9 protein-coding genes are annotated in these 12603 nt (G+C 71.4%); all 9 read left to right on the forward strand.

Annotation, left to right across the window (positions count from 1 at the left end; translation table 11 throughout):
• The first annotated feature begins 101 nt into the window (after nt 1-101).
• Genes ACMGDM_RS01480 through ACMGDM_RS01520 form a run of 9 tightly spaced genes read left to right on the forward strand, consistent with a single transcriptional unit; the run spans nt 102 to nt 12516 of the window.
• The gene (locus ACMGDM_RS01480; protein WP_436802366.1) at nt 102-920 is read left to right on the forward strand and encodes an ABC transporter permease; all 819 of its coding nucleotides are present in this window, start codon (nt 102-104) and stop codon (nt 918-920) included.
• Nucleotides 917-1708: an ABC transporter ATP-binding protein gene (locus ACMGDM_RS01485; protein WP_436802367.1), complete on the forward strand. Its 792-nt coding sequence runs from the start codon at nt 917-919 to the stop codon at nt 1706-1708. Before ACMGDM_RS01480 ends, ACMGDM_RS01485 begins: the two co-directional genes overlap by 4 nt.
• Nucleotides 1705-2514, forward strand: a complete 810-nt coding sequence (locus tag ACMGDM_RS01490; protein ID WP_436802368.1) for an urea amidolyase associated protein UAAP1 — start codon at nt 1705-1707, stop codon at nt 2512-2514. The genes ACMGDM_RS01485 and ACMGDM_RS01490 overlap by 4 nt, the downstream gene beginning before the upstream one ends.
• 10 nt (nt 2515-2524) lie before the next feature.
• Entirely contained in the window at nt 2525-3151 is a 627-nt protein-coding gene (locus ACMGDM_RS01495) for an urea amidolyase associated protein UAAP2 (protein WP_436802369.1), read from the forward strand.
• On the forward strand, nt 3151-6762 hold the full coding sequence (gene uca, locus ACMGDM_RS01500) for an urea carboxylase (protein WP_436802370.1): 3612 nt from the start codon (nt 3151-3153) through the stop codon (nt 6760-6762). The genes ACMGDM_RS01495 and uca overlap by 1 nt, the downstream gene beginning before the upstream one ends.
• Nucleotides 6759-8543, forward strand: coding sequence for an allophanate hydrolase (gene atzF / locus ACMGDM_RS01505; RefSeq protein ID WP_436802371.1), 1785 nt, complete (start codon nt 6759-6761; stop codon nt 8541-8543). The genes uca and atzF overlap by 4 nt, the downstream gene beginning before the upstream one ends.
• Nucleotides 8540-10003: a hybrid sensor histidine kinase/response regulator gene (locus tag ACMGDM_RS01510; protein ID WP_436802372.1), complete on the forward strand. Its 1464-nt coding sequence runs from the start codon at nt 8540-8542 to the stop codon at nt 10001-10003. Before atzF ends, ACMGDM_RS01510 begins: the two co-directional genes overlap by 4 nt.
• Entirely contained in the window at nt 9990-10919 is a 930-nt protein-coding gene (locus tag ACMGDM_RS01515) for a response regulator (RefSeq protein ID WP_436802373.1), read from the forward strand. The genes ACMGDM_RS01510 and ACMGDM_RS01515 overlap by 14 nt, the downstream gene beginning before the upstream one ends.
• Before the next feature lie 13 nt (nt 10920-10932).
• A complete protein-coding gene (locus tag ACMGDM_RS01520; protein WP_436802374.1) occupies nt 10933-12516 on the forward strand; it encodes a tetratricopeptide repeat-containing sulfotransferase family protein in 1584 nt (527 codons plus the stop codon).
• The last annotated feature ends 87 nt before the right edge of the window (nt 12517-12603 follow it).

Consider the following 12603-nt stretch of genomic DNA (forward strand, 5'->3'; position numbering starts at 1 on the left):
TCACGCGCGAGCGAAGTCGGGAATGAGATGAGCGTAGGACGCGACCACAGCGACGGATCGGGCAACGGGCGGCGGATCACCGCGCCCCGGGCGGATCGCGCGTGACCCGGCTGGTCGACCTGCGCCCCCGGCGCGGCGCGCGCCTGCTGCTCGGGGCGGTGCCGATCCTGGCGCTGTTGCTCGTCTATCTGGTCGCCTCGCAGGCGCGCCACGCCGCCAACCCCGCCGACAAGCTGCTGCCCACCTTCTCCGCCATGGCGGAGGCGATCCACGGCTTTAGCACCGACCGCGATCCCGCCAGCGACCGGATCGTGATCGTCGCCGACACGCTGGCGAGCCTGTACCGGCTCGGTCTTGGGCTCGCCATCGCCACCGGCAGCGCGTTGGTGCTGGGGCTGCTGCTCGGCGTGGTGCCGCTCGCCCGCGCGCTGCTCGGTCCGGTGATCGCGATCATCGCGGTGATCCCGCCGGTGGCGGTGCTGCCGATCCTCTTCATCGTGCTGGGGCTGGACGAGGCGTCCAAGATCGCGCTGATCGCGATCGGTGTCGCGCCGTTCATGACGCGCGACCTCACCGGCTTCGTCACGGGGCTGCCGGCGGAGCAGATCGCCAAGGCGCAGACGCTCGGCGCCAACAGCTGGCAGCTCGCGGTGCGCGTGGCGCTGCCGCAGCTGATGCCGCGGCTGATCGAGGCGCTGCGGCTGTCGCTGGGGCCAGCCTGGGTGTTCCTGATCGCGGCCGAGGCGGTCGCCGCCGACGTCGGGCTCGGCTACCGCATCTTCCTGGTCCGGCGCTATTTCGCGATGGACATCATCCTTCCCTATGTCGCCTGGATCTCGCTGCTCGCGATCGCCGCCGACGCGATGCTGCTGCTGCTGAGCCGCCGCGCCTTCCCCTGGGCGCACGGGGGTGGCCGATGAGCGCGCTGGTCGAGCTCCGCAACGTCTGGGTCGAGTATGGCGACAAGATCGTGCTGGAGCGCGTCTCGCTCCAGCTCGCCGAGGGCGGCTTCGTCGCGGTGGTCGGCCCGTCGGGCGCGGGCAAGAGCACGTTCCTGCGCCTGATCCTCGGCCAGGAGGCACCGACGCGCGGGCAGGTGCTGCTCGGCGGCACCCCGATGCGCGCCGAGTGCGGGCCCGACCGCGGCGTGGTGTTCCAGCGCTATTCGGTATTCCCGCATCTCACCGCGCTGCAGAACGTGCTGTTCGGAATCGAGTGCGCGGCGGCGCCGCTGACCGCGCGGCTGTTCGGCGGGCGCCGCCGCGCCGCGCGCGACACGGCAACCGAGATGTTGGCGGCGGTCGGGCTCGAGCATAGCCTGCACGTCTATCCCGCGCAGATGTCGGGCGGCATGCAGCAGCGGCTGGCAATCGCGCAGGCGTTGGTGAAGCATCCGCGCGTGCTGCTGCTCGATGAGCCGTTCGGCGCGCTCGATCCCGGCATCCGGCTCGACATGCACGCGCTGATCACGCGGCTGTGGCAGGAGCACGGGCTGACGATCCTGATGGTCACCCACGACATCGGCGAGGCGTTCAAGCTCGGCACGCGCGTGCTCGCGTTCGACAAGCGCCGCCACGACCCGCACGCGCCGCACCGCTTCGGCGCCACCGTCACCTACGATCTGTCGCTCGACCGCAAGACCCTGCCGCCGCCGGCGCTGGTCGAGGCGCTCGGCGGCGATGACCTTCCGCAGAGAGACATTGCATGACGACCAGCACCGCCGATCCTGCCGGCGCCCGCGACCACGCCCGCGCGATGGCGGGCACCCGCGTCGAGGCCATGCCCACGCTCCCCGCCGCGGCCGACGACGCGCCCGAAGGTTTGGTGTGGGAGGAGACGATTGCGCCGGGCGGCTATGCGGCGCGGCGGCTGGCGCGCGGCACGCGGCTCCGGCTGGTCGATGTCGCGGGGGACGCCTGCGCCGCGATGCTGCTGTTCAACGCCGACATGCCGACCGAGCGGCTCAATGTCGCGGACACGCTCAAGGTGCAGTGGAACGGCTATCTCGGCGCCGGCCGACTGCTGCTCTCAGACCTCGGTCGCGTCATGATGACGATCCTGGAAGACGAGGCGGGCACGCACGACGCCTTTTGCGGCACCTCGACTGCAGCCTCGAACGCGCGCGCCTATGGCGACGGCGTCAATTACGGGCCGCACCCCAACGCACGCGACCGCTTCATGCTCGCGGTCGCCAAGCACGGGCTGGGCCGCAAGGACGTCCATCCCTGCGTCACCTGGTTCAAGGGCGTCCGCGTCGGGGCGGACGGCGCAACCGAGCCGCAGATCGGCCCCTTCGCGCCGGGTCGAACCTTGCTGCTGCGCGCCGAGATGGAGGTGATCGTCGTGCTCGCCAACTGCCCGCACGTGCTCGACCCACGCGCCGACTACACCGTCACGCCGCTGCGCGCGACCGCGTGGCGCGGCGCGCCCGCCGCGGCGGACGATCCGATCCGCCTCGCCACGCCCGAGGGCGAGCGCGCCTTTCTCAACACCGACGATCTCTACGCGCGCTGAAGGGAGCGACATGAGCCTTGACCTTCCCCTCCCCGGCACGCTCCGCCACGACGAGGTCGTGCCCGCACGCGCGCCCTGGATGCACCGCGTCGACGCCGGCGAGACGCTGCGCATCATCGACCTCGAAGGCAACCAGGCGGTCGACTTCCTGATGTACGCCGCGGACGACGACGCCGAGCGCTACAGCGCGCAGGACACGATCGCGGCGCAGCGCAACATCTTCCTGCGCGAGGGCGCGGTGCTGCTGTCCAACGAGGGACGCGCGATGATGACGATCACCGCCACCAGCGTCGCTTACCACGACACAATCGGCGGCGCCTGCTCGTGCGAGTCGAACACCTTGCGCTACGGCCACCACACCAAGGCGCAGCACAGCTGCGTCGACAATTTCCTCGACGCCAACACTCGCGCCGGCCGCGGCAAGCGCGACATGGTGTCGAACATCAACTTCTTCATGAACGTGCCGGTCGAGGCCGACGGGACACTCGGGATCGTCGACGGCATCTCCGCGCCGGGGCTCACGGTGGAGCTGCGCGCCGAGATGGACGTGATCGTCGTCGTCTCCAACTGCCCGCAGATCAACAATCCCTGCAACGGCTTCAATCCCACGCCGGTGCGTATGCAGGTGATCGGCTGATGTTCACCAAGGTCCTGATCGCCAATCGCGGCGCGATCGCCTGCCGCATCATCCGCACGCTGAAGGACATGGGCGTCGGCTCGGTCGCGGTGTTCAGCGACGCCGACGCGGGGTCGGCGCATGTCGCGCAGGCCGACGAGGCGGTCCGCATCGGCCCCGCGCCCGCGGCGGAAAGCTACCTCGACGTGGCGGCGATCCTCGCCGCGGCGGAAGCCACCGGCGCGGAGGCGATCCACCCCGGCTACGGCTTCCTCTCGGAGAACACCGCCTTCGCCGAGGCCTGCGCCGCGCGCGGAATCGTCTTCATCGGCCCGACGCCCGACAATATCCGCGCCTTCGGGCTCAAGCACACCGCGCGCGACCTCGCCGCCGCGCACGGCGTCCCGCTCGCCCCCGGCACCGACCTGCTGCGCGACGAGGCCGCCGCGCTCGCCGCGGCGGAGCAGATCGGTTACCCGGTGATCCTCAAGGCGACCGCAGGTGGTGGCGGCATTGGCATGAAGGTGTGCGCCGACGCCGCCGACGTGCGCGACGGCTTCGCCACCGTGGCGCGGCTCGGCGCGGGCAATTTCGGCGACGGCGGCGTCTTCCTCGAGCGCTATGTCGCGCGCGCGCGCCACATCGAGGTGCAGGTGTTCGGCGACGGCGCGGGCCATGTCGTCGCGCTCGGCGAGCGCGACTGCTCGCTCCAGCGGCGCAACCAGAAGGTGGTCGAGGAGACCCCCGCCCCGTTGCTCCCGCCCGCGACGCGGCAGGCGCTGATCGACGCCGCGGTGCGCCTCACCGCCGCCGCGTCGTACCGCTCGGCCGGCACGGTCGAGTTCCTCTACGACGCCGAGCGCGACGACTTTTTCTTCCTTGAGGTCAACACGCGGCTCCAGGTCGAGCACGGCGTCACCGAGCAGGTCACCGGCGTCGACCTGGTCGAGTGGATGGTGCGCGGCGCCGCGGGTGATTTCGGCTTCCTCCACGGGTTCGTCGCGGCGCCGCAGGGCGCGTCGATCCAGGTGCGCCTCTACGCCGAGGATCCGGCGCAGGATTATCGCCCGAGCTCGGGCCGGCTCGTCGGCGTCACCTTCCCGGAGGGGCCGCGCGTCGACACCTGGATCGCGGCGGGCACCGAGGTGTCCGCCTGGTACGACCCGATGCTGGCCAAGCTGATCGTCACCGCGCCGACGCGCGACGCCGCAGTCGCCGCGATCCAGGACGCGCTCGACCGTACGGGCATCTCCGGAATCGAGACCAACCTCGACTGGCTGCGCACGGTGGTGCGCTCCGATGTCTTCACCAGCGGCGCGGTGTCGACGCGCGCGCTCGCCGAGATCGCCTACACGCCGCGCACGATCCGCGTGCTGGCGGGCGGCGCCTCGACCACGGTGCAGGACTATCCCGGCCGGCTCCACCTGTGGCACGTCGGCGTGCCGCCCTCAGGGCCGATGGACTCGCTCGCCTTCCGGCTCGGCAACCGGCTGGTCGGCAACGCCGAGGACGCCGCCGGGCTGGAGATCACCGCGGCCGGACCGACATTGCTGTTCAATGCGCCCGCTCGCGTCTGCCTGACCGGCGCGGACTTCGGCGCGACGCTCGATGGGGTGCCGCTCGGCTGCTACGCGCCCGTCGACGTCGCCGCGGGGCAGACGCTCAAGATCGGGCGCGTCACCGGCGCCGGGATGCGCGGCTATATCCTCGTCGCGGGTGGGCTCGACGTGCCGCTGTATCTCGGCAGCCGTAGCGCCTTCACGCTGGGGGAGTTCGGCGGCCATGCCGGGCGCGCGGTGATGACCGGGGACACGCTCCACCTCGCCCGCACCCCGGTCGATCTGCCGGACGCGGGCGCGCTCGCCCCCGCCGACCGCCCCGCGATCACGCGCGAGTGGACGCTGCGGGTGCTCTACGGCCCGCACGGCGCGCCCGACTTCTTCACCCCCAACGACATCGCCATGCTGCGCGAGACGGCGTGGAAGGTGCACTATAACTCCAACCGCACCGGCGTCCGCCTGCTCGGCCCCAAGCCCGAGTGGGCGCGCACGGACGGCGGCGAGGCCGGGCTTCACCCGTCGAACATTCACGACAACGCCTATGCGATCGGCGCGGTCGACTTCACCGGCGACATGCCGATCATCCTCGGGCCGGACGGGCCGTCGCTCGGCGGCTTCGTCTGCCCGTTCGTCGTCGCGCAGGCGGACCTGTGGAAGGTCGGCCAGCTCGCCCCCGGCGACAGCGTGCGCTTCGCGCCGATCGACGAGGCCGCCGCCGCCGCCGCCGAGCGCGCGCAGGATGCTTTGGTCGCCACGCTCACCGGCGCGGCGAAGGAGCCCGCGCCGCGCGACGACGCGCTCGGCTCGCCGGTGCTGCACCGGATCGCGGCGGAGGGCGTCCGCCCGGCGGTGACCTACCGCCAGCAGGGCGACCGCAACCTCTTGGTCGAATACGGCCCGATCTCGCTCGACCTCGAGCTGCGCCTGCGCGTCCACGCGCTGATGCTTGAGGTCGAGCGGAGCGCCCTGCCGGGCATCATCGACGTGACGCCGGGGATCCGCTCGCTCCAGCTCCACTATGACAGCCGGCTGCTGTCGCAGGCGGCGCTGCTCGACGCCCTGGTCGCGGCGGAGGAGCGGCTCGGCGGGCTCGACGATTTCGAGATCCCCTCGCGTGTCGTCCACCTGCCGCTGTCGTGGCAGGACCCGGCGATCTACCAGACGATCGACAAATATATGGAGTCGGTGCGCGACGACGCGCCCTGGTGCCCCGACAACATTGAGTTCATCCGCCGCGTCAATGGGCTGGACAGCATCGATGCGGTCAAGCGGATCGTCTTCGACGCCGACTATCTCGTCATGGGGCTGGGCGACGTCTATCTCGGCGCGCCGGTGGCCACCCCGATCGACCCGCGCCATCGCCTCGTCACCACCAAATACAATCCCGCGCGGACCTGGACCCCGCCCAACGTGGTCGGGATCGGCGGCGCCTATATGTGCATCTACGGCATGGAGGGGCCGGGCGGCTATCAGCTGTTCGGCCGCACCATCCAGGTGTGGAACGCGTGGCGGCAGACCGACGCCTTCCGCGACGGCAAGCCCTGGCTGCTGCGCTTCTTCGACCGCGTCCGCTTCTTTCCGGTCAGCCACGACGAGCTGACCGAGTGGCGACGCGACTTCCCGCTCGGCCGGCGCGCGATCCGGATCGAGGAGGAGGTGTTCCGCCTCTCCGACTATCGCGCCTTCCTCGCCGACAACGCCGGGACGATCGCGGCCTTCCAGGCGCGGCGCCAGGCCGCCTTCGACGCGGAGCGCGCCGCCTGGGAGCGCGACGGCGAGTTCGACCGCGTCGCCGCGCTGACCGAGGAGGCCGACTCCGCCGCGAGCGATACCGAGATCGTGCTGCCCGAGGGCTGCGAGATGGTGGAGGCGCCGTTCGGCGGCAGCCTGTGGAAGCTGCTCGTCGCCGACGGCGCGCGCGTGAGCGCGGGCGACACGATCGCGATCATCGAGGCGATGAAGATGGAATCGGCGGTGATCAGCCCGGTCAGCGGGGTCGTGCGCGGCATCTACGTGCAGGAGAAACAGGCGCTCTCCCCCGGGCGCGCGATGCTGGCGGTGGAGGTGGCATGAGCGACACCCGCTTCCACGTCGCCCCGCTCGCTGCCGCGGTCAACGCCGGCGCGACCAGCGCGGTCGCGGTCGCGCGCGAGGCGCTGGCGCGGATCGCCGCTTATGCCGAGGTGCAGCCCGCCGTCTGGATCACGCGGCTGGACGAGGAGACGGTGCTGCGCGCCGCCGCCGCGGTCGACGCGCGCGTGGCCGCGGGCGAGACGCTGCCGCTCGCGGGCGTTCCCTTCGCGATCAAGGACAATATCGATCTCGCCGGGGTGCCGACCACCGCTGCCTGCCCCGACTTCGCCTACACGCCCGCCGAGTCCGCAGCGGTGGTCGCGCGCCTGATCGCCGCGGGCGCCGTGCCGCTGGGCAAGGCCAATCTCGACCAGTTCGCCACCGGGCTCAACGGCACGCGCAGCCCCTATGGCGCGCCCGCCTGCGTGTTCAATCGCGCCTATGTCAGCGGCGGCTCCAGCTCGGGCTCGGCAGTGGCGGTCGCGGCGGGGCTGGTCGCCTTCGCGCTCGGCACCGACACCGCCGGGTCGGGCCGCGTCCCCGCGGCCTTCAACGGGCTGATCGGATTGAAGCCGACCAAGGGCCGGTGGAGCACGACGGGGCTGGTTCCCGCCTGCCGCACGCTCGACTGTATCACCGTGCTCACTCACACGATCGCGGACGCGCGGATCGTCGACGCGGTGGTCGCCGGCTTCGACTCGGCCGATTCCTACTCGCGCGATGGCGGGGAGCGCGCGCTCGCGCCGCGCCGCATCGGCGTGCCGCGGCCCGATCAGCGGCTCTTCCTCGGCGACGCCGCGTCGGAGCGGTTGTACGAGCGAGCGCTGGCGACGCTCGCCGTGCAGGGCGCCGAGCTGGTCGAACTCGACATGACGCTGCTGCGCGAGGCGGCGATGCTGCTCTACGGCGGTCCATGGGTAGCGGAGCGGGTCGCCGCGGCGCTACCGCTGCTCGACGAGCGCCCCGAGGCGTTCGACCCGACGGTCCGCGCCATCCTGGACGACGGGCGCGCGACCAGCGGCATGGACGTGTTCCGCGGCCAGTACCGCCTTGCCGAGCTGCAGCGCGCCGCGGAGGCGATGTGGCAGCGCGTCGACCTGCTCGCACTGCCCACCGCGCCGACGATCTATCGCATCACCGAGATGCGCGCCGCGCCGGTCGTGCTCAACAGCAACCTCGGGCTCTACACCAATTTCGTGAACCTGCTCGACATGGCCGCGCTGGCCGTGCCGGCGGGCTGGCGCGACAATGGCACCGGCTTCGGCGTCACGCTGATCGCGCCGGCGTGGAGCGACACGGGCCTGCTCGACGCGGGGCAGGCCTATCTCGACGCCGCCGCGCTGCCACCTCCCCCTCCACTCCACATCGAGGATCGCATGGAGACAGTGAAGCTCGCCGTCGTCGGCGCCCATCTCGAGGGCATGCCGCTGCACTGGCAACTCACCTCGCGCGACGCGCGGCTGGTCGCCGCCACCACCACTGCGCCGAGCTACCGGCTGTACGCGATGGCGAACAGCACCCCACCCAAGCCGGCGCTGGTCCACGCCGCCGACGGCGCCGCGATCGCGGTGGAAGTGTACGAGCTCGACGTCGCCGCCTTCGGCAGCTTCGTGGTCGAGGTGCCCGCACCGCTCGCGATCGGCTCGGTGACGCTCGCGGACGGATCGGTTGTGAAGGGCTTCGTCGCCGAGCCGCGCGCGATTGACGGCGCGCACGACATCACCGCACTCGGCGGCTGGCGCGCCTATATCGACGGCCTGTCGCGCCCGGCCGGGGCGTGACTTCCTCGGCCGACCCCCTCGACGCCGCGCCGCTCGGCGCCGAGCCCGCCGCGCACGCGCGCGCGCTGGCCGAGCTGCGGCGCGCGCGGGAGTCGGCCGAGGCGGCCAACGAGGCCAAGACGCGCTATCTCGTCGCGGTCAGCCACGAGATCCGCTCGCCGCTCAACGTTATCTACGGCTACGCGCAGCTGCTGGAGCGCGACGACAGCATCTCGGGCGCGGAGGCGGGAACGATCATCCGCCGCTCGGCCGAGCATGTCACCAATCTGGTCGAAGGGCTGCTCGAGATCTCGCGCATCGAAAGCGGCGTGCTGACGATCCGGCAGGACCTCGTCGACCTGCGCGCCTTGCTCCAGCACGTCGTGGACATGTTCCGGATGCAGGCGAGCGCCAAGGGGCTGACGCTGACGCTCGACGTGCGCGACCCGCTGCCGGACCAGGTCAAGGCGGACGAGAAGCGCCTGCGCCAAATCCTCATCAACCTCGTTTCCAACGCGATCAAATACACGCCCGCCGGTCATGTCACGCTCTCCGTCCGCTATCGCAGCCAGGTCGCCGACATCGAGGTGAGCGACACCGGGATCGGCATCGCCGCGGAGGACCTGGAGCGCGTGTTCGAACCGTTCGATCGCGGCAGCCTGGCAGAGGCGCAGTTGCAGCCCGGGATCGGACTGGGTCTCGCGATCACCCGCGTGCTCGCGCGCGTGCTGGGCGGAGACATTGCGGTGACCAGCACGCCCGGGGCCGGCAGCGTCTTCCGCTTCCGCGCCATGCTGCCCTCACCGATGGCACCGGCGCGGACCAGCAGCGCGCGCGGGCGGATCACCGGCTACAAGGGACCTCCTCGCACCGTGCTGGTGATCGACGACGATCCGGCACAACGCCACATCATGCGCGCGCTGCTCGGTGGCCTGGGCTTCGTGGTCCACACCGCGGCGGACGGTGCGGAAGGCATCGCGCTCGCCGCCCGCGTAGCGACCGATATCGTCCTGCTCGACATCCAAATGCCCGGTACCAACGGCTGGGTCACCGCCGATCGGCTGCGCGCCGCGCATGGCACTACGCTGCGCATCGTCATGGTCTCGGCCGACGCGCATGCCTTCAAGGCTGGTGGCGACGGGCACAGCAGCCATGACGCATTCGTTACCAAACCGGTCGAGCTGGACACGCTCGTCGCGTTGATCGGCACGCAGCTCGATCTGCGCTGGGAAGAGGCCGAGGCGGTCACCGCCGCGAATCCCGCATCCTTCCCTCTCGAACTTCCCTCGGAGGCGGCACCGCTGCTGCAGCGCGTTCACGCGCTCGCCAAGGTCGGCCACATCCGCGGCGTCGAACAGGCGATCGACGAGCTCGACGCGGCCATTCCCGCTGCGCACATGCTGGTGGCCGCGCTTCGGCGCCACCTCGGCGACTTCGATCTGCGCTCGCTGCTCGGCACGATCGACGATGCGACGCGCTGACCCCGCCGACACGCCGCGTCCGGTCGTCCTGGTGGTGGACGACACGCCGGAGGCGCTGCGCTTTCTCACCAGCACGCTGGAGGGCGCGGGCATGAGCGTGCTGATCGCGATCGATGGCCTCGCCGCGCTCGATCTGCTCACCCGCGTTACCCCCGACCTGATCCTGATGGACGCGGTGATGCCGCGGCTCGACGGTTTCGAGACGACGCGACAGATCAAGGCCAATCCCGCGTTCCAGCATCTGCCGATTATCTTCATGACCGGGCTGACCGAGACCGAGCACGTGGTTCGCGGCCTCAACGCCGGCGGTGTCGACTTCGTCAGCAAGCCGATCGTCATCGACGAATTGCTCGCGCGCATCCGGGTCCATCTCGCGACCGCACGGGTGGCGCACGGCAGCCAGCTCGCGCTCGACACGAGCGGGCGGCCCGCGCTGGCGGTCGACCGCGCCGGCGAGCCGCAGTGGCTGACCCCGGCCGCCGGAGCGATGCTCGAGCGGCTGTTCCCGGACTGGACCGCAGCCTCGGGCACGCTGCCCGAGCCCTTCGTCGCAGCGCTGCGCCGGCTGCAGGCGAGCGCGCCGGCGCCCGGCGCCCGGATCACCGTGTCGGTGGGCGAGCGCACGCTGGAGGCGGGGTTCCTGCGCTGTACTCCCGCCGCGCAATGGGTCTTCCGCCTTTCCGAACGACACGAGGGCGAGGAGAAGACGCTGCTCGCCGCGCAGCACGGGCTCACCTCGCGCGAGGCGGAGGTGCTGCTGTGGATCAGCCGCGGCAAGCCGAACCGCGAGGTGAGCGAGATCCTTCACATCAGTCCGCGAACCGTGAACAAGCACCTCGAACAGATCTTCGAGAAGATGGGAGTGGAGAATCGCGCGTCGGCCACGGCGATCGCGGTCACCACGCTCACCCGATAGCGCGACCGGTCGGTTGGCGCCGCTGCTCCCTCCCGATCCTCGTGCCGCGGCGATCCGCCACGCGCTCGCGCGCGGGCAGGCCGAGGACGCGCTGACCGCGGCAACACGCTGGCGCGATGACACGCCGGAGGCCGCGGAAGCGTTCTTCCTCGGCGGTCTCGCGGCGGCAATGCTGGGGCGCGTGGGCGACGGCATCCGGCTGATCGAGCAGGCGGTCGAGCGGGACGCCCGAGGCGAATATTGCGCGCAGCTCGCCCGCCTGTACACGCTGGTGCGACGCGACGCCGACGCGTCGGCCGTGCTCGCGGAGACCGAGCGCGCGCTCCCCGAGGATGCGCTCAGCCGCGACACGATCGGGTGCGTGTATGCGCGGCTGGGCGACCATGCCGCCGCGCTGCCGCATTTCGCCGCGGCGATCCGGCGCGAACCGGCGAACACCGGGTTCCGCTACAATCACGCGGCCACGCTGAGCTTCCTTGGGCGGCAGGACGAAGCGGAGCGCGCGCTCGAGGCGCTGCTCGCCATCGCACCGGCGGACGCGCGCGCGCACCACCTGCTCGCCGGGCTTCGGCGCCAGACGCCCGAGCGCAACCATGTCGCGCGGCTGTCCGCGACCCGCGCGGGGGCGCAGGCGCCGCGCGACCGGCTGTTGCTGGGCTATGCGTTGGCCAAGGAGCTGGACGATCTCGCCGAGTCGCAGCGCGCCTTCGCCGTGCTGGCGGAGACGAACCGCGCGCATCGCGCCACCCTGCGCTATCGCTTCGCGGACGATGCCGCCCGCTTCGACGCGATCGAGGCGTGCTGGCGCCCCTCGGACGCACCCATGACGTCCGGCGCGCCACACGCGGCGCCGATCTTCGTGGTCGGCATGCCCCGCACCGGTACCACTTTGGTCGATCGCATCCTGTCCTCGCACGAGATGGGGGAGAGTGCGGGGGAGTTGCAGGCGCTGCCGTTGGCCGTCAAAGCCGCGGCGGGCACGCGCAGCCGCGACGTGCTCGATCCCGAGACGATCCGCGCCGCGGCGCGCGTCGATCCTAGCGCGATCGGACGCGACTATCTCGCGCGCGCGGCGGCGCACGTGCCGGGTCGCAAGCTCCGCTTCGTCGACAAGTTCCCGGGCAACTTCCAGTACCTCGGCCTGATCGCGCAGGCGCTTCCGAACGCCGCGATCGTGTGCCTGCGGCGCAATCCGCTCGACACGATCCTCGCCAACTACCGCAACCTGTTCGCGATCAGCTCGCGCTATTACGATTATAGCTACGACCTGCTCGACACCGCTGCCTATTATTACCGCTTCGACCGCCTGATGACGTTCTGGCGCGAGGCACTGCCGGGCCGCGTACTCGAGCTCGGCTATGAGGCGCTGGTCGCCGATCAGGAGGGTCAGACCCGCCGCCTCCTCGCTCATTGCGGCCTGGACTGGTCCGACGCCTGTCTCGACTTTCAGGCCAATGCGGCGCCGGTGTCGACCCCGAGCGCCGCGCAGGTGCGCCGCCCGATATACCGCGACGCGGTGGAGCGCTGGCGCCGGCACGCGGACGCATTGGCGCCCGCGCGCGACTTTCTCGAACGCCATGGCATCGCGGTCGAATGAATGGCCCGCGGCTACGTCATTCGCCCACCTTCGAGGCGTCCGGCGCTGCGGTAGCCTCCCGCGCAGAAGCTTTGGCGGGAGCGGATC

It is taken from the genome of Sphingomonas larreae (genome assembly GCF_051400595.1).
Classification (GTDB): Bacteria; Pseudomonadota; Alphaproteobacteria; order Sphingomonadales; family Sphingomonadaceae; genus Sphingomonas.

What these genes read in the sequence shown, in the direction of transcription:
- ACMGDM_RS01485 (WP_436802367.1), top strand. Translation starts at nt 917, where the DNA reads ATGAGCGCGCTGGTCGAGCTCCGCAACGTCTGGGTCGAGTATGGCGAC.
- ACMGDM_RS01490 (WP_436802368.1), top strand. Translation starts at nt 1,705, where the DNA reads ATGACGACCAGCACCGCCGATCCTGCCGGCGCCCGCGACCACGCCCGC.
- ACMGDM_RS01495 (WP_436802369.1), top strand. Translation starts at nt 2,525, where the DNA reads ATGAGCCTTGACCTTCCCCTCCCCGGCACGCTCCGCCACGACGAGGTC.
- uca (WP_436802370.1), top strand. Translation starts at nt 3,151, where the DNA reads ATGTTCACCAAGGTCCTGATCGCCAATCGCGGCGCGATCGCCTGCCGC.
- atzF (WP_436802371.1), top strand. Translation starts at nt 6,759, where the DNA reads ATGAGCGACACCCGCTTCCACGTCGCCCCGCTCGCTGCCGCGGTCAAC.
- ACMGDM_RS01515 (WP_436802373.1), top strand. Translation starts at nt 9,990, where the DNA reads ATGCGACGCGCTGACCCCGCCGACACGCCGCGTCCGGTCGTCCTGGTG.